A 16,318-nucleotide genomic window follows, 5' to 3' on the forward strand; every position below is an offset into this window, starting at 1 on the left:
AGGAGACCAACCATGCTGCTCATCAGCTGCCCCAATTGCGGGCCACGAGACGAAACAGAATTCCACTACGGCGGCCAGGCCCACGTGGCCTATCCGGAAAACCCGGACGCGCTGACTGACCGCCAATGGGCCGAGTACTTGTTCTACCGCGACAACACGAAGGGCGCCTTCGCCGAACGCTGGGTCCACAGCACCGGTTGCCGCCAATGGTTCAACATGCTCCGCGACACCGTCAGCTACGACATCCAGGCCGTCTACGCAATGGGCGAACCGCGCCCTGACATGGAACGCGCCGTTGTGAACACCTCGGCAGCCACCACTCCGGAAGGAGCCACGAAGTGACCCCGCAGAACGCCCGCCTCGCCACCGGCGGCCGCATCGACCGCAGCATTTCCTGGCGGTTCACCGTGGACGGCCAGGAATACACCGGCCACCCGGGAGACACCGTTGCTTCAGCATTGCTTGCCAACGGCCGCATCAACGCAGGCAACTCGCTCTATGAGGATCGGCCCCGCGGCATCATGTCCGCCGGAGTGGAAGAATCCAACGCCCTGGTCAAGGTGGCCGCCCGCTTCCCCGGCCATGTCGCAGAGTCGATGCTTCCCGCGACCACCGTGTCCCTCGTGGACGGGCTCAGCGTCGAGCTCCTGAACGGCCTCGGCAAGCTGGACCCCAACGAGGACCGCGCCGAGTACGACAAGAAGTACGTCCACACCGACGTCCTGGTGGTTGGCGGCGGCGTTTCCGGCCTCGCCGCGGCCCGAGAGACGGTCCGCACCGGCGCCCGGGTCATCCTGATCGACGACCAGCCCGAGCTCGGCGGCTCGCTTCTCTCCAGTTCCACTGCTCCGGAACTGGCCGAGGTGATCGAGGGCAAAGCGGCGCTGGAGTGGATCGCCGACGTTGAGGCCGAGCTTGTTTCCGCCGCCGAATGCACCGTCCTCAACCGCACCACGGCCTTCGGCTCCTATGACGCGAACTATGTGATCGCGGCACAGAACCGTACGGACCACCTAGGCAGCCCGGCCGCGGACGGCGTCTCCCGCCAGCGTATTTGGCACATCCGTGCTAAGCAGGTCATCCTGGCCCCCGGCGCCCATGAGCGTCCGCTTGTTTTCGAGAACAACGACCGGCCCGGCATCATGCTGGCCTCGGCAGTCCGCAGCTACCTCAACCGGTATGCCGTCGCTGCCGGGCGGCGGGTAGTCATCGGTACCACCAACGATTCCGCGTACCTGTTGGCTGCGGATCTGCTGGCCGCGGGCGTCAAGGTCGCCGCCGTCGTCGACGCTCGTCCGAAGCTGAGCGACAAAGCGGCAGCCGCCGTCGAAAGCGGCATCCGCGTCCTCGTCGGCAGCGCTGTCGCCGATACCTCCGGCGCGGGGGAGAACGGCCGGATCGACGGCGTCACCATCCGCAGCCTCAACGACGACGGCGAAGTCACCTCCGGCGTCGAACGGCTCGCTTGCGATCTGCTGGCGGTTTCCGGTGGCTGGAGCCCGGTAGTCCACCTCCACAGCCAGCGACAGGGCAAGCTGCGCTGGGACGATGACCTGGCCGGCTTTGTGCCGAGCAGCCTGGTCAGGGACCAGCAGGTTGTCGGCTCAGGCCGCGGAAGCTACGAGCTCGGAGATTGCCTCGGCGAAGGCATCTCTGCCGGCGCCGCGGCCGCGATCGCCGCGGGGTTCAGCACCCAGACGGTGCCCGCCGAGACGAAAGCGCCCGTCGCCTCCGCCCCCACCCGCCAGTTGTGGCTGGTGCCGGGGCAGACCGGAAACGCGGGGGACTGGCGCCACCATTTCGTCGACTTCCAGCGCGACCAGTCCGTGGCCGACGTGCTCCGTTCCACCGGGGCCGGTATGCGCTCCGTGGAACACATCAAGCGTTACACCTCCATCAGCACCGCCAACGACCAAGGCAAGACGTCCGGCGTCAACGCCATCGGCGTCATCGCTGCGGCCCTTAAGCAGGCCGGCGAAGCATCCCGTGGCATCGGCGACATCGGAACCACCACGTACCGTGCCCCGTTCACGCCGGTGGCCTTCGCGGCGTTGGCCGGACGCCAGCGCGGCGAGCTGTTCGATCCCGCCCGCGTCACCTCCATCCACCCCTGGCACGTTGCCCGCGGAGCGCTCTTCGAGGACGTCGGCCAGTGGAAGCGCCCGTGGTTCTACCCGCAAGCGGGCGAGGACATGGACGCCGCCGTGCTCCGTGAATGCGCCGCGGTCCGGGAGTCGGTGGGCTTCATGGACGCCACCACGCTCGGCAAGATCGAGATCCGTGGCAAGGATGCCGGTGAGTTCCTGAACCGCATCTACACCAATGCGTTCAAGAAGCTCGCCCCGGGTTCCGCCCGCTACGGGGTCATGTGCACCCCGGACGGCATGATCTTCGACGACGGCGTGACCCTGCGCCTCGACGAGGACCGCTACTTCATGACCACCACCACCGGCGGCGCCGCCAAGGTCCTCGACTGGCTCGAGGAATGGCACCAGACCGAGTGGCCCGAACTTGACGTGGTGTGCACGTCTGTGACCGAACAGTGGACGACGATTGCCGTCGTCGGGCCCAAATCCCGTGCGGTGATCGCCAAAGTTGCCCCGCAACTGGCGGCCGACGGCGGGCTGGACGCCGAAGCGTTCCCGTTCATGACGTTCCGCGAGACCACGCTGGCCTCCGGGGTCCAGGCGCGGGTTTGCCGGATTTCGTTCTCCGGTGAGCTTGCCTACGAAATCAATGTCCCCTCCTGGTACGGGCTCAACACCTGGGAATCCGTGGCTGCCGCAGGGGCCGAGTTCAACATCACTCCGTACGGCACGGAGACCATGCACGTGCTGCGTGCCGAGAAGGGCTACCCGATCGTCGGACAGGACACGGACGGCACCGTCACCCCGCAGGACGCAGGGATGGAATGGATCGTTTCCAAGGCCAAGGACTTCATCGGCAAACGTTCGTACACTCGGGCTGACGCCCAGCGCGAGGACCGCAAGCACCTGGTCAGCGTCCTGCCGGTGGACGGCTCGTTCCGTCTTCCGGAAGGCACCCAGCTCGTGGAAAAGGGAATTCCGGTCAACCCGGCGTACGGCCCCGTGCCGATGCAGGGCTTCGTGACCTCGAGCTACCACAGTGCCGCTTTGGGTCGGTCCTTCGGCCTGGCACTGATCACCAACGGCCGCAACCGGATCGGCGAGACCCTGGTGGCCTCCGTCGGGGACCAGCTGTTGGACGTCGTTGTGGGAGAAACCGTACTTTTCGACGCTGAAGGGACCCGTAAAGATGGCTGAAACAGCAACACCCGCAAACCCCGAGACGCTCCGTGCGGCACGCCGCAGCCCGGCGTCGCACCTTGCGCCGACCTTCGAGTCCGGTTCCGTGGCTGGAACCGTGGCGTTGAAGGAGATCCCGTTCCAGACCATGGTGGGGATCCGGGTTGACAAGGATTCCGACGCCGGAGCCCGCCTCGCGTCCGTGACCGGCGGACTGCCGGCCGCCTGCGGTGAGATCAGCGGGGATGAGAGGGCAACCACTCTCTGGCTCGGGCCGGAAGAATTCCTGGTGGTCGCACCGGAATCTGCCCACGATTCCCTCGGCGGAGACCTGGTCCGCGCACTGGTGGAGGCCCTGGGCGAGGACCCGGGCCAAGTGGTGGACTTGTCCGCCAACCGCACTACCTTCGAGCTTTCCGGCATCCGCGCGCGGGACGTCCTTGAAAAGGGTTGTTCGCTGGACTTGCACCCCCGCGCCTTCAGCACCGGGACAGCCCTCGCCACGGAAATCGGCAACATCCCCGCGATGCTATGGAAGACCAGTGAGGAGAGCTTCCGGATCTTCCCGCGGGCTTCGTTCGCCGACTTCCTGGGCCGCTGGCTGCTTGACGGCATGAGGGAATTCGCCTCTCCTGAGGTCCCCTGATGGCACTGAGCGTGCTTGACCTGTTTTCCATTGGCATCGGGCCGTCGTCTTCGCACACGGTTGGCCCCATGCGGGCGGCAAAGCAGTTCACCGAAGGCCTGGAATCCTCCGGGCAACTCGCGGCAACGGTGCGCGTCCAGGCAGAGCTTTTCGGCTCATTGGGCGCCACCGGCCGCGGCCACGGCTCGGACAAAGCCGTGGTGCTTGGACTCCAAGGCCAGGCGCCGGAGACGGTGGACACGTCCACTGCCGACGACCAGGTAGCGGCCGCAGCCCTGGACGCCGAATTGCGGATCGCCGGACATCACCGCGTGGACTTCAACTGGGACGAAGACGTGGTCCTGCACCGACGCAAATCCCTGCCTGCCCACCCCAACGGCATGACCTTCCGGGCCCTCGACCATACTGGGGAAGTGCTGCGCGAACGCAGCTACTACTCAATTGGCGGCGGTTTCGTGGTGGACGGCGATGCGTCCGGAAGTGACAAAGTGGTTGCCGACAGCACAGTGCTGCCTCATCCCTTCAGCACGGCGGACGAGCTCCTCGCCATCTGTGCACGGGAGGACATGTCCATTTCCGACGTCATGCTCGCCAACGAGCTCGTGTGGCGAAGCGAGGCCGAACTTCGCGAGCGCCTGCTGCAGATCTGGGCTGTCATGCGCGAATGCGTGGACAACGGCTGCGCTGCGGAAGGAATCCTGCCGGGAGGCTTGAACGTCAGGCGACGGGCGCCGTCGTTGTTCAAGACGCTTGCCGCCACGGACGCCGGATTGCAGGGTTCAAGCTCGGCAGATCCGCTGCTTGCCATGGAATGGGTGAACCTGTTCGCGCTGGCCGTGAACGAGGAAAACGCCGCAGGCGGCCGCATCGTCACCGCGCCCACCAATGGTGCGGCCGGCATTGTGCCGGCGGTGCTGCATTACTACGCGAAGTTCGTGCAAGGAGCCGACGACGACGGTGTGGTCCGGTTCCTGCTCGCGGCGGCCGCCGTCGGGATCCTCTTCAAGATCAACGCGTCCATTTCCGGAGCGGAAGTCGGCTGCCAAGGTGAAGTGGGCTCTGCTTGTTCCATGGCAGCCGCCGGCCTGTGCGAAGTCCTAGGGGGTACCCCCGAGCAAGTGGAAAATGCCGCAGAAGTGGGTATTGAACACAACCTCGGCCTCACGTGCGATCCCGTAGGCGGGCTGGTGCAGATTCCGTGCATCGAACGCAACGCCATCGCCAGCGTGAAGGCCATCAACGCCGCCCGCCTTGCCCTGCACGGCGACGGCAGCCACAAAGTGTCCCTTGATAAAGCCATCAAAACCATGCGAGAGACAGGAGCGGACATGAAAAGCAAGTACAAGGAGACCTCCCGCGGAGGCCTCGCCGTCAACGTAGTGGAGTGCTAGCCATGACTGTCACACAGAACGAACCCGCCCAGCGACGTGGAGCGGCGCTGCCGGCCACCACCGTTGAGCATGTCCTGACGCTCGATTGCCCGGAAACGCGGGGGATTGTGCACGCTGTCTCCGGATTCCTCCTGGAACACGGCTGCGACATCATCGACAACAAGCAATTCGACTCCCAACTGGATCACCACTTCTTCATGCGAGTCCATTTCGCATCGGACGGGGACCAGTCGACCATTGACTCGCTGCGGGAAGCCTTCGCGCCTGTTGCCGAAAAGTTCGGCATGCGTTGGCAGCTGAACCGCCACGGGGCCAAGCGGCGGGTGCTGATCATGGTCTCCAAGTTCGAGCATTGCCTCAACGACCTCCTGTTCCGGGCCCGCATCGGGGAATTGCCCATCGACATTGTCGGGGTAGTCTCCAACCACCCGGACCACAGGCGGACCGTCGAATGGCATGGCATTCCGTTCTTCCATGTGCCCGTCACGCCGGACACCAAGGCGGCGGCCGAGGGGCAGCTTCTCGATCTCATCGATCGCCTGGACGTCGAACTGGTGGTCCTGGCGCGCTACATGCAGGTCCTCAGCGACGATCTTGCCCGGAAGTTGGATGGCCGTGCCATCAACATCCACCATTCGTTCCTGCCAAGCTTCAAGGGTGCCAAGCCGTACCACCAGGCCTACGCGCGAGGCGTCAAGACCGTGGGTGCCACTGCCCACTACGTCAACGGTGAGTTGGACGAGGGACCGATCATCGCCCAGCAGGTGGTGGAAGTGGACCACACCTTTGGTCCGGACGACCTGGTGGCAGCCGGTCGGGACACCGAGTGTAAAGCGCTCAGCAACGCCGTCCGCTGGCACTGCGAAGGCCGTGTGATCCTTCAAGGCAGCAGGACGGTGGTGCTGAAGTAGGGATTGAACGGCCCACCAACGGGTGGGCCGTTCAGGCTCGGCGGCGTGAGTAGTGGAGCAAAACCACGCCGTTGCCGAACGTCCGCGTCCCCTCAAGCTTGAGGTCCAGGTGGACCTCGGGGGACTCGAACAGCGGCCTGCCCTGCCCCAGGACCACGGGATGAACGAGAATTCGGAATTCGTCGATCAGGCCGTGCCGCATGAAGGTGGAAGCCAGATTGGCGCCACTCAAGGCGATGTCGCCGCCGGGCTGCGCTTTCAGTTCCGTGATCTGTTCAGGTACGACGTCGTGAATCACCGCTGTATTCCAGCCCGCCTGCGTGAGGGTCCGCGAAAACACGAACTTGGGCATCTCACGCCAGATCCCGGCGAACTCCGCCATAGGCGCCGAGATTTCCGGATCCTGCCCGGCAGTGGGCCAGTAATCGACCATCAGCTCATGGGTGACGCGCCCGTAAATGAAGGCTCCCATGGCTCGGAACTGCTTGTTCAAGTATCGGAGGAGCTCGTCATCCACCACGTGCCAGCTGATGTCGCGATCGAGCGTCTCGAAGAATCCATCCAAGGACACCGACATCATCAGGATGATCTTGCGCATTCGAGTACCTCCCGTTGCGGCGAAAGGCGACGCGGCCGCCGTCGTGCTTTCCAGTTAAGCACCCCAGGATCAGGCGGAACAGGACCCGGTCCAGCCGGCAGCCTACGCCGATCGTCCCGTTGCGGGCCGGGTCTTTCCTCGCATATGGTTGCACTTGCCGGACACCCGGCAAAATATTGGGGGGCGAGGTACTCGCCATTTAGAAAGGCGCGTACATTCGTGGTCCGTCGAAAAGGCGGCATAATAGCCGCGTGCATTTTTGCCGTCACTGCAGCCGCAGCGACAGCTGTCCCTGCCCAAGCCGTTGATCCAGTCATCACTATCGATCCGACACCTGCCTGGGCGCAGATCTACGCCAACAACCCACCGGTACAGCTGTCGTCGTCGGCCACGACCCTCGACCTTAGACTCCCGTCGGATGCTTCCGCGGTGCTCGGCAAGAGCGTGAACAGCACACTCCAATACAGGGTTTACAACACTGAGGACAACACGGCCACGCCGCTTCTCGCCGGCGACGCCGTGGCAGACTCCTCAACCCTCCACCTGTCGATCCCCATCCCGCAGGGTCTGGGGAGCCTGACCCCGGGATCCATGCAGTACTGTCATGACGCCACGGGGAACTGCAGCGCCAGCACTGTCCCGCCTCAGGACTATTCGGGCTTCGCAGTGGTGGTCACGGGGACCCCCATTGCGCCGGGAAACGGCGGGATCTTCGTCCAGAGCGGGCTGACGGCCGGAGGGCCAGCCGGGTCCCCGTCTGTTTCGATCGACCTTGGCCTTTCGCAGGCCTTGCCACGGACCTTCTTCATCCAGAAGGACTCCACCACCTCCTTTGCTTCCTACACGGACAAGCTGATCTTCCGCAGCGTGCCAGGGTATTTCACCTCCGGCCCGGACAAGACCTGGACCAACGCCTTCCCCTACGGCTACTTCTGGAAGACGGGCACTCCCGGAACCAGGATCGACGCCCAGGTGAGCTACAGCGCCGACGGAAGCAAGGCGATCGCCACGGTACCTACCGGCTCCATCCCGCAGGTGTGCTCCACACACCCGGAATATTTCGTCATGGGTGTCGCAGATGGCGCGATCGACGCGGCGCGGTACGCCCTCGCCAAGGTCGCTCTGGGAACCCCGCAGTGTACCCAGCGTTTCTCCGACGCCCCCATCAACAGCCAGTTCTATCGCGAGATTCAGTGGCTGGCGAGCCAGGGCATCACCACAGGCTACCTCGACGGAAGCTACGGGGCATCCCTCCCCGTGCACCGGGACGCGATGGCCGCCTTCCTCTATCGCCAGGCCGGCTCGCCCTCCTGGACGCCGCCCGCAACCTCACCATTCGTGGACATGGCACCCAATTCCCCGTTTTACAAGGAAGTCACGTGGCTGGCGTACTACGGCATCACCACGGGCTGGGTGGACCCCAACAACGGGCACCGAAGCTTCCGCCCCGGTGACAATATCAACCGGGATGCCATGGCCGCGTTCCTCTACCGCTTCAGCGGAGCACCCAACTGGACTGCTCCCGCCACGTCACCCTTTACCGACATCACCCCGCACTCGCCTTTCTACAACGAGATCACCTGGCTGGCTGCGGCCAGGGTCAGCACGGGCTACCAGGATGGAACGTTCCGGCCGTTGAACGCAGTCAACCGTGACGCCATGGCCGCGTTCCTCTACCGCTGGCAGACCGGGTGGTACCTGGGCACCCAGTAGTGGGCGGCCCCTACAGTGTCGCCAGGCGGGTTGCCAGATGAAGTGCCGCCAGCCGCCCGGTTCCGCGCGGGCCTCCACCGCACAGCTCGAAGAGCCGTTGGAGCCGGTGATGCATTGACGCGGTGGTGGGGGTGGGCCGGGCTACAGGGTGCGCCAGTCTACAGGTCGCTCCGGCATGGCGCGGATGCGAGTTTGTAAAGGCCGTTCAGGTCTCCGGCCGCCAAGCCATCCGGGGCGCCGATCTCTGGGTACATGAGTTGGATGGGATCGTCCACGTGGTCAAGGCCCACCACATGGCCCAGTTCGTGTTGCACCACCGCCGATACGTAGTGGGCGCCGCCGGGGACACCCAGGAGTTCCCTGATTTGCGGGCCGTCCAGGTCCAGGCTTCCCGTCACATAGCTTTTGGGGCCGGAGCCGAAACTGTACATAGTGCTGCCGCCGGTGCCGATAACCGATCCAGCCAACGCCGGGGCGGCCGCTGGAGTGGTCCACGAAATCAGCAGGGGTGCCCAACGATCCCCGTAGAGCGCTGGCTGGTATGGCTTGCGCTTCTCGGAGGGGGTTTCCGTGCTGGCGCCGTCGTTGACGAATCTGAGGCCCGTGGCAGCGGCGATCTTGGCGATGGCGTCGGCGATGAGCCCTTCGGAGCCGTCAGGGGCGAGGGTCGCATTGACCACGTAGTGCAAGGGCCGGCACGGTGAGTAGCCCACCGGAGTGCCGTCGGCGTTGGTGGCCAAGAATTTGTAGGAGTTGCTTGCCATTGCTGGCTTGGTGGGGGAGCCGAGCGCGTGGCCGGCTTCCTCCAGGCCAGGTGGCGGGGTGTCCGGGGCACGCGCGGCTTTTCGCGCACCTGGCCCGGGATCGGCGCCCTGGGAAGAGTTGTGGCTTGGGGCCTGGGCCGAAGGAGGCAAGTTCGGAAGAAGGCCCGTGATGCGGGGATCGCCCCGGAGGAAACCACTCACAAGCACGGCCACGGCCGCGACGATCGCCACTACCATCAGGTTCCGGAACAGTGCGACGGCGGTACTGGGACGCCGCTGCGGAGGCGGGGGACCGCCGTCGTACCCGTAGTTCGAATGCACGTCTTCCCCCAAGTCCCTGATTCCCGCGCCCCAAGCGGGCAGACGCTACTAACCGATGACCGCGCCGAAGACGAGTCCCAGCCCATACGTGGCCGCGGCCGCACCGAGTCCGATGGCGAGCTGCCGGAGGCCGCGGGTCAGCGGTGAGGTTCCGGACAACAGGCCGACGACGGCGCCCGTGGACAGAAGCGCAATGCCCACCAGCGTACCGGCCACAGCGAGCGCAGCGAAGCCCGTCATGCCGAAGATGAACGGCAGGATCGGCACAATGGCGCCCGAGGCGAAGAAGCAGAAGCTGGAGATGGCAGCACCCCAGGCGGAGCCAACCGCCTCGTGCTCGTCCACCGCCTCTTCAGCTTCGGGGTGGAGCGAGAGGCTGGGATCGCAATCGCAGTTGTAGAGGCCCATGCGTTCGGCGGCCCGGTGTTCCGCAGCTTCGTGGGACATGCCCCGGGCCAGGTAGACCAGGACGAGCTCATTGTGTTCGATGTCCAGGGACGGGGCCGCAGTCAGCGTGGCCTGGGTGGGGCGGGTGGCCTTGAGGAGCTCCAGTTGCGAGCGGACCGAGACATATTCGCCGGCACCCATGGACAGGGCGCCCGCCAACAGGCCCGCGATGCCGCTGAAGAGGACCACGGTTGCGGGCACACCTGTGGCGGCCATGCCCATCACAAGGGAAAGGTTGCTGACCAGGCCGTCGTTGGCACCGAATACCGCGGCGCGGAAAGTGCCGGACAACCTGTTGCGGCCGCGTGTCGCCAGGCCGCGGACAACTTCTTCGTGGATCTGTTCATCGGCAGCCATGGCCCGGGTTGCCGCGGGATCCTTCGCGTAAGGGGAGCGGCCTTCCGCCCTTTGCGCGAGGGCCAAGACGAACACTGAACCGAAATTCCGTGCCAGGAAGCCAAGCATTTGGCTGCGGATGGAGGCCGCCTTGGGCATGCCTGCGTGTTCGCCGAGGAGCTTGAGCCAGTGTGCCTCATGGCGGCCTTCGGCCTCTGCGAGGGCCAGAAGGATCTCGCGTTCCTCACCGTCGCGGCGCTGAGCGAGTTCGCGGTACACGGCGGCCTCGGCGCGTTCGTCGGCCAAGTATTGCCGCCAGCGCTTGATGTCCGACGACGATGGGGGAGTCTTGGCGGCTGCTGCGTCTTGCGATGGACTGCTTGAGTCCAACGGACTGTCTGAATGCGGGGCTTTTGCGTGCGGGTGCACCGGGACTCCTGGGTTGCTGGGGCGGGCTTCATCGCCTCATTGCACGTCCACTTTATCGCCAATTTTCGCGGCTTTTCGGCCGGTAATCCTTACTCGGCGTTTTAGGTGTGCCTCAAAAACGCCAGAGGCCCCCGCGAAGCCTTGACCACCGGATGGGGCAGTGCTGGGATGGATGGACAGGGTCCACGAAGGGCGGGGTGGCGTGTTGACCGGCTGCCTGATCTGCCTGGCGATGGGCTCAGCGGCACGTCGAACGGAGGTTGCACCATGGACAGCACCGAGACCCACGCCCGCCACCCCGACCGTCCCACGGTCGAGGCCGATCCCGCCTACGACTATAACGAGGACCTGGAGGTGGACGAGGATTGGGAAGAACAATCCGAGGTCCTCGACGACGACGAACGGCCGGTTCCGCTCGACGTCGACGAACACCGTGAGGTTGGAGAGATCGAATAGCTCCGGCAGCGTCGAATAGCCTCGACTCGCTGAATCTGGCGCTAAAACGCGCTCAGGATGAAGTGACGCTCCACGCCCGCCCGGTGCCCGGTTGCGGCCACCGTGAGCGTGAGCTTCCGGGTGGCCGGAAACCAGCGGGCAGGCTGCACTGCTTGTGACAGGGCTTGCGTGATGAGCCGCGGCTCGTGATGCCAATGGCGTTCCAGCCGGCCGTCCACCACGAACGTGATGGAACCTTGGGAGAGGTCGACGCCGGGAATCACCCGGACGAACTCGTCAACACGCCTGGCTCGGGCCGCGGGCAGGGTGCTTGGCTGTGTGATGTTGCTGGCTGTGGCGGTAGCGCCGGTTTCCAAAGGCATTGCCTTCTCCTGGTGGAGTTGCTCTTGCCCGCTCGGTTGTCTCTGGTCCGGGGTCGGGCCGCTTCTTCATCCGAACCACCCGTGAACATGGGGTTGGCGTATGGCAAGTCGGAGCTTGGCGCCACATCTCTTGAAGCTGTTCCTACTGTACAGGCAGGCCCGCCCCAGGCGCCTCCGTATTCCAGTGCCTCTAAACTAAAGCCCCCAGACACGGCAGCGGCGCCGCAGCCCTCGAATGAGAAGGTGCGGCGCCGCCGTCGTGATCAACTCTGTGAAGCTTAGTGCGTGGCCACCGGGTGGGCCTCCAACGGGAGCTCCTCCGTGACCGCTCCGGCGACACGGCGGTCCCAGGCTTCGCGGACCTCGGGCTCCGTGGGAGGTGTGAGGAGGGAGACCACGATGTAGATGAGCAGTGACGCGCCGAGTCCCCAGTAGATGGGATCGTTGGCGTAGACGCCGTCTTCGCTGGGAATGAGCCCCGTGGCGTACGCGATCAGCAAGGCCAGGGTCAGGACCGAGCCGACGGCCATGGACCATGCCGCGGCGATGCCTGTGCCGCGCTTCCAGACCAAGCCACCCAGGATGGCGACCAGCAGGCCGCCCACCAGGATGTCGTAGGCGATGGTCAAGGCCACTACGACGTCTTGCGCCGCCATGGAGATCAACACGGCCACGATGCCCAGGCCAAGGACCCAGTAGCGGTTGGCCTTGACGTCGTGCTCCGGGTTTTCGGTGTCGTCGGTGTTGATCGTCTTGCCGAACCAGCTTGCCACGAACGGGACAACGTCGGCGCGGGCCACAGTGGCTGCGGCAATGAGGGCACCGGAGGCCGTGGACATCATGGCGGCGACTGCTGCGGCCATGACCAGGCCGCCGATGCCGATCGGCAGGATGTGCGTTGCCACCTCCGCGTACACAACGTCCTTGCCGAGGGCCTTGACGTCGATGTTGGGCAGGGCCACACGGGCTGCCAGGCCGATCAGGGCGCCGGCGACGCCGTACAGGACGCAGTAGACGCCGGCGGTGGCGCCGCCCCAACGGGCCACCTTGGGGGTCTTGGCGGTGAAGACGCGCTGCCAGATGTCCTGGCCGATCAGCAGGCCGAGCGTGTAGACCACGAAATACGTGATGATGGTCTGGGCTCCGATGCCGTCCAGCTGGAAGAAGCTGGCGTCAACGCGGGCACGGATGGCGTCGAGCCCGCCTGCTGCGTTGAGGGCGAACGGGAGCATGAGGAAGAAGATGCCCACCGTCTTGATGATGAACTGCACCTGGTCGGCGAGGGTGATGGACCACATGCCGCCGATGGTGGAGTAGACCAGGACGATCGCGCCGCCGACGGCGATGGCGAGCCAGCGCTCCCAGCCGAAGAGGACAACGAAGATGGTGGCGTAGGCGCCGGTTGACGTGGCGCAGAGCATGAGGGTGTAGGCCAGCATGACGATGCCGGAGGTCTGCGTGGCGCGCTGGCCGTAGCGAAGGCTCAGCATCTGGGAGACCGTGTAGATCTTCAGCCGCTGGATGGTGCCGGCGAAAAGCAGGCTCAGGAGGAGCACACCGGAGCCGATGGCGACCACCAGCCACATACCGGAGATGCCGAACTTGTAGCCGAGGCCGACGCCGCCAACCGTTGATGCACCGCCGAGGACCACGGCGGCCATGGTGCCGGTGTAGAGCATCGGGCCGAGGCGGCGTCCCGCCACCAGGAAGTCGCTGTTGTTCTTGGTGCGCGACTTGCCCCACCAGCCAAAGGCCAGCATGGCAAGCAAGTACACCACCACTATCGCAATATTGATGAACGAAGAGTCCATGGTTGGCTCCTGAAGCTGATGCGCAGAGCTCTTGGGGATTCCGACGCCGGTCCCGCTGGGTATCCGTGCGGGTTGCGGAAGGTCTCTGCGCTGGTGATTGGGGAGGGTAGTCTGTGATGTATGCCTCACAAACAACACTTGTTGCCTATGAGGATACGTAGTGATGCGAGTAACAGTCAAGACGCCGCTGTCCCCACGAGACGCTCCGGCGTCCCAAAAGGCCCGCCATGCCAGCGATCCGGCTACTATTGCTGCAATGACAGGGCCGCAGCAACGGCCTGAAAGGTTCGTGAATGAAGGCTCTCCCCGTTGAACCGAGCAACGTACCCGTTGCCATCGGTTCCAGAATCCGTGCCGCTCGCCAATCGCAGCGGCTCACCATAGAACAGGTTGCGGATGCCACCGGCCTGACCAAGGGTTTCCTGAGCCGCGTCGAGCGGGACCTGACATCGCCGTCGGTCGCTTCTCTTGTGACGCTTTGCCAAGTCCTTTCAGTGTCTATCGGCGACCTTTTTGCCGCCCCCGAAACGCACTTGACCCGGCGCGATGATGGTCCGCGGATTTCGCTCGGCGGCCAGGGGATCGTGGAGCGGCTCCTGACCGCCCGCTCAGAGCGGCGGTTGCAGATTCTGCAGGCAACCATCGAGCCCCGGGGCCGCGGAGAAGCCGAGCTTTACGCCGTTGATTGCGACGTCGACGTCCTGCACGTCGTCAAGGGGCGCATCAGGCTGATCCTCACCAACGAAGAGTATGAGCTCGGAGAAGGCGACACCTTGTCCTTCCCGGGCCGCGAACCCCACACCTGGGTCAACCCCACGGACGAGCCTGTCGAGGTGCTCTGGATCCTGGTGCCGGCAGCCAGCCGCTGACCCCGGCTCCTTGCGACACGCGCCGCGTAACAAGCCGGAAACCTGGCTGACTTCAGAAGTTAACCTACGGGCCTTCTGTGTTACGTGCCTGAAATGATTCGTGCCGAATGCCGAAACAGGGCGGCTGTACCTTCGAGTCAACGCACCTTGTCAAGGTCGGTACCTCGTCAGGTATCAGGACCTGTTCGTTTTAAAAATGGTCTCGCCGTGCAGGCGCCATGGAGCGCCGTATATGCAGGAAGGCTCCCAAAATGGACACAGCATTTCTTAGCGTAGGGCTGGATGTGAACCCCCAGACCCTTGATCCCGGCGCCACAGCCTGGATGCTTGCAGCTTCCGCCCTCGTACTCCTCATGACGCCAGGCTTGGCGTTCTTCTACGGCGGCTTGGTCAGGATGAAATCCGTCCTCAACATCATGATGATGAGCTTCGGCGCCATTGGCGTCGTCGCGGTGGTGTGGGCCCTATGGGGCTACGGACTCGCGTTCGGCCCTGACACCTTGGGCGGCTTCATCGGAGACCCCTTCGCAAACTTCGGCCTCAGCGGCCTGGCCAGCGTCATCGGCGGGAAAGCCCCTGGACTCCCGGACATGGTCTTCATAGGATTCCAGGCCACCTTCGCGATTATCACCGTCGCCCTGATCAGTGGCGCGGTGGCTGAACGCGTCCGGTTCGGTCCCTGGCTGTTGTTTGCCGGCCTCTGGGTCACCCTCGTCTACGCGCCCATTGCCCACTGGGTCTGGGGCGGTGGCCTCTTCGGATCCACCGGGATCATCGGCAGCAAGATCTCGGCGCTCGACTTCGCCGGTGGCACTGTGGTGCACATGAACGCAGGCATGGCCGGGCTGATGCTCGCAGTAGTGCTGGGCAAACGGCTCGGATTCATGAAAGATCCCAACATCAGGCCGCACAACCTCCCCTTCGTGATGCTCGGCGCGGGCCTGCTGTGGTTCGGGTGGTTCGGCTTCAACGCTGGTTCGGAACTGGCTGCTGACGGCATTGCCGCGCTCGCCTGGACAAACACCCTCCTGGCCACGAGTGCCGCGCTCCTGGGTTGGCTTCTCGTCGAGAGGCTTCGCGACGGCCATGCGACATCCCTTGGTGCCGCATCCGGCGCCGTCGCGGGCTTGGTGGCAGTCACCCCGGCGTGTGGATTCGTGGACCCCGTGGGTGCAATCGTGATCGGCGTGATCGCCGGCGCCGTCTGCGCACTTGCCATCGGGCTGAAGTTCAAGATCGGCCTGGACGACTCCCTGGACGTGGTTGCCGTCCACTTTGTCGGTGGCCTGTGGGGGACCCTGTCCCTCGGATTTTTCGCCGTACCCTCGGCCAAGACTGAAGGCGGCCTTTTCTACGGCGGCGGCCTGACCCAATTCTGGCCCCAGATATTGACTGCGCTGATGGTCACCGCTTGGACGGCGATCATGACCACGCTCATTGGGCTGGCCATCCACAAGACAGTGGGCATGCGCGTCAAAGAGCACGAGGAATTGGCGGGCATCGACATCGCGGAGCACGCGGAAACCGCGTACGAGCTGGCCATGGTCGGCGGAACATTCCACCCGGGTGATGGGAACGGCAAAACGCCCGTGACCGCGGGCACCTCCGAAGAAACAGTCGAGGAAACGGAGCTGACGCGCAGCAGGGCCTCGACGTGAAGCTTGTCACCGCGATAGTGCGGCCGGAGAGGATCGACGAGGTCCGTGACGCCTTGGAACGTTTTGGAGTCAACGGGATGACGGTGAGCCAAGCGAACGGCTACGGCCAACAGCGGGGGCACATCGAGGTCTACCGCGGTGCCGAGTACAACTCCGATCTCCTCCCGAAAATCCGGGTTGAGGTCCTCGCTACCGACGAACTGGTGGACGGAATAGTGGACGCCATCATCTCCGGTGCCAGCACGGGCCAGTTTGGGGACGGCAAGATCTGGACCGTCGAGGTATACCAAGCCGTACGCGTCCGGACCGGGGAGCGTGGCGCCTCGGCGATCAGCTAGGC

At 64.7% G+C, this 16,318-nt stretch carries 15 protein-coding genes and 1 riboswitch; of the genes, 10 read left to right on the forward strand and 5 right to left on the reverse strand.

What is annotated here, in order from left to right:
* Positions 1-12 precede the first annotated feature (12 nt).
* Genes ACX5I4_RS04705 through purU form a run of 5 tightly spaced genes read left to right on the forward strand, consistent with a single transcriptional unit; the run spans position 13 to position 6,214 of the window.
* On the forward strand, positions 13-342 hold the full coding sequence (locus ACX5I4_RS04705) for a sarcosine oxidase subunit delta (protein ID WP_461835642.1): 330 nt from the start codon (positions 13-15) through the stop codon (positions 340-342).
* Complete coding sequence (locus tag ACX5I4_RS04710; RefSeq protein ID WP_461835643.1) at positions 339-3,284, forward strand: 2Fe-2S iron-sulfur cluster-binding protein; 2,946 nt, start codon at positions 339-341, stop codon at positions 3,282-3,284. Before ACX5I4_RS04705 ends, ACX5I4_RS04710 begins: the two co-directional genes overlap by 4 nt.
* On the forward strand, positions 3,277-3,912 hold the full coding sequence (locus ACX5I4_RS04715; RefSeq protein ID WP_461835644.1) for a sarcosine oxidase subunit gamma: 636 nt from the start codon (positions 3,277-3,279) through the stop codon (positions 3,910-3,912). Before ACX5I4_RS04710 ends, ACX5I4_RS04715 begins: the two co-directional genes overlap by 8 nt.
* Positions 3,912-5,303: an L-serine ammonia-lyase gene (locus ACX5I4_RS04720; RefSeq protein ID WP_461835645.1), complete on the forward strand. Its 1,392-nt coding sequence runs from the start codon at positions 3,912-3,914 to the stop codon at positions 5,301-5,303. The genes ACX5I4_RS04715 and ACX5I4_RS04720 overlap by 1 nt, the downstream gene beginning before the upstream one ends.
* Positions 5,304-5,305: 2 nt before the next feature.
* Positions 5,306-6,214, forward strand: a complete 909-nt coding sequence (gene purU / locus ACX5I4_RS04725) for a formyltetrahydrofolate deformylase (protein WP_461835646.1) — start codon at positions 5,306-5,308, stop codon at positions 6,212-6,214.
* A gap of 31 nt (positions 6,215-6,245) precedes the next feature.
* Here purU and ACX5I4_RS04730 read toward each other — a convergent pair whose 3' ends face one another.
* Positions 6,246-6,812, reverse strand: coding sequence for a dihydrofolate reductase family protein (locus tag ACX5I4_RS04730; RefSeq protein WP_461835647.1), 567 nt, complete (start codon positions 6,810-6,812; stop codon positions 6,246-6,248).
* A gap of 219 nt (positions 6,813-7,031) precedes the next feature.
* On the opposite strand from ACX5I4_RS04730, the gene ACX5I4_RS04735 reads away from it, so the two are divergent.
* Positions 7,032-8,525 carry an S-layer homology domain-containing protein gene (locus ACX5I4_RS04735; protein ID WP_461835648.1) on the forward strand — a complete coding sequence of 498 codons (1,494 nt, stop codon included), beginning with the start codon at positions 7,032-7,034 and terminating at the stop codon, positions 8,523-8,525.
* 158 nt (positions 8,526-8,683) lie between these two features.
* On the opposite strand, the gene ACX5I4_RS04740 is transcribed toward ACX5I4_RS04735, so the two are convergent.
* Together ACX5I4_RS04740 and ACX5I4_RS04745 are read right to left on the reverse strand one after the other, a co-directional pair.
* Positions 8,684-9,526, reverse strand: a complete 843-nt coding sequence (locus ACX5I4_RS04740) for a matrixin family metalloprotease (RefSeq protein WP_461838646.1) — start codon at positions 9,524-9,526, stop codon at positions 8,684-8,686.
* 132 nt (positions 9,527-9,658) lie between these two features.
* Positions 9,659-10,783 (reverse strand): VIT1/CCC1 transporter family protein, encoded by a 1,125-nt coding sequence (locus ACX5I4_RS04745; protein ID WP_461838647.1) that lies wholly within the window; start codon positions 10,781-10,783, stop codon positions 9,659-9,661.
* Between the two features lie 306 nt (positions 10,784-11,089).
* Between ACX5I4_RS04745 and ACX5I4_RS04750 the strand changes: the two genes are divergently transcribed.
* A complete protein-coding gene (locus ACX5I4_RS04750) occupies positions 11,090-11,278 on the forward strand; it encodes a hypothetical protein (protein WP_265980291.1) in 189 nt (62 codons plus the stop codon).
* Positions 11,279-11,319: 41 nt separating this feature from the next.
* On the opposite strand, the gene ACX5I4_RS04755 is transcribed toward ACX5I4_RS04750, so the two are convergent.
* A complete protein-coding gene (locus ACX5I4_RS04755; RefSeq protein WP_461835649.1) occupies positions 11,320-11,640 on the reverse strand; it encodes a hypothetical protein in 321 nt (106 codons plus the stop codon).
* A 15-nt stretch (positions 11,641-11,655) separates the two neighbouring features.
* Positions 11,656-11,776, reverse strand: a riboswitch (SAM riboswitch).
* Between the two features lie 142 nt (positions 11,777-11,918).
* Complete coding sequence (locus tag ACX5I4_RS04760) at positions 11,919-13,451, reverse strand: sodium:solute symporter family protein (RefSeq protein ID WP_461835650.1); 1,533 nt, start codon at positions 13,449-13,451, stop codon at positions 11,919-11,921.
* 293 nt (positions 13,452-13,744) lie between these two features.
* Between ACX5I4_RS04760 and ACX5I4_RS04765 the strand changes: the two genes are divergently transcribed.
* The 3 genes from ACX5I4_RS04765 to ACX5I4_RS04775 all read left to right on the forward strand — a co-directional run bounded on the left by ACX5I4_RS04765 (position 13,745) and on the right by ACX5I4_RS04775 (position 16,316).
* Positions 13,745-14,320, forward strand: coding sequence for a helix-turn-helix domain-containing protein (locus ACX5I4_RS04765; protein ID WP_461835651.1), 576 nt, complete (start codon positions 13,745-13,747; stop codon positions 14,318-14,320).
* Between the two features lie 251 nt (positions 14,321-14,571).
* Positions 14,572-15,978 carry an ammonium transporter gene (locus ACX5I4_RS04770; protein ID WP_461835652.1) on the forward strand — a complete coding sequence of 469 codons (1,407 nt, stop codon included), beginning with the start codon at positions 14,572-14,574 and terminating at the stop codon, positions 15,976-15,978.
* A complete protein-coding gene (locus ACX5I4_RS04775; protein ID WP_461835653.1) occupies positions 15,975-16,316 on the forward strand; it encodes a P-II family nitrogen regulator in 342 nt (113 codons plus the stop codon). The genes ACX5I4_RS04770 and ACX5I4_RS04775 overlap by 4 nt, the downstream gene beginning before the upstream one ends.
* Positions 16,317-16,318 lie beyond the last annotated feature (2 nt).

Source organism: Arthrobacter sp. MMS24-S77 (assembly GCF_054888235.1).

Coding starts and splice junctions, on each gene's coding strand:
- ACX5I4_RS04705 (WP_461835642.1), top strand. CDS start 13: ATGCTGCTCATCAGCTGCCCCAATTGCGGGCCACGAGACGAAACAGAA.
- ACX5I4_RS04715 (WP_461835644.1), top strand. CDS start 3,277: ATGGCTGAAACAGCAACACCCGCAAACCCCGAGACGCTCCGTGCGGCA.
- ACX5I4_RS04720 (WP_461835645.1), top strand. CDS start 3,912: ATGGCACTGAGCGTGCTTGACCTGTTTTCCATTGGCATCGGGCCGTCG.
- purU (WP_461835646.1), top strand. CDS start 5,306: ATGACTGTCACACAGAACGAACCCGCCCAGCGACGTGGAGCGGCGCTG.
- ACX5I4_RS04730 (WP_461835647.1), bottom strand. CDS start 6,812: ATGCGCAAGATCATCCTGATGATGTCGGTGTCCTTGGATGGATTCTTC.
- ACX5I4_RS04740 (WP_461838646.1), bottom strand. CDS start 9,526: ATGGTAGTGGCGATCGTCGCGGCCGTGGCCGTGCTTGTGAGTGGTTTC.
- ACX5I4_RS04750 (WP_265980291.1), top strand. CDS start 11,090: ATGGACAGCACCGAGACCCACGCCCGCCACCCCGACCGTCCCACGGTC.
- ACX5I4_RS04755 (WP_461835649.1), bottom strand. CDS start 11,640: ATGCCTTTGGAAACCGGCGCTACCGCCACAGCCAGCAACATCACACAG.
- ACX5I4_RS04760 (WP_461835650.1), bottom strand. CDS start 13,451: ATGGACTCTTCGTTCATCAATATTGCGATAGTGGTGGTGTACTTGCTT.
- ACX5I4_RS04765 (WP_461835651.1), top strand. CDS start 13,745: ATGAAGGCTCTCCCCGTTGAACCGAGCAACGTACCCGTTGCCATCGGT.
- ACX5I4_RS04770 (WP_461835652.1), top strand. CDS start 14,572: ATGGACACAGCATTTCTTAGCGTAGGGCTGGATGTGAACCCCCAGACC.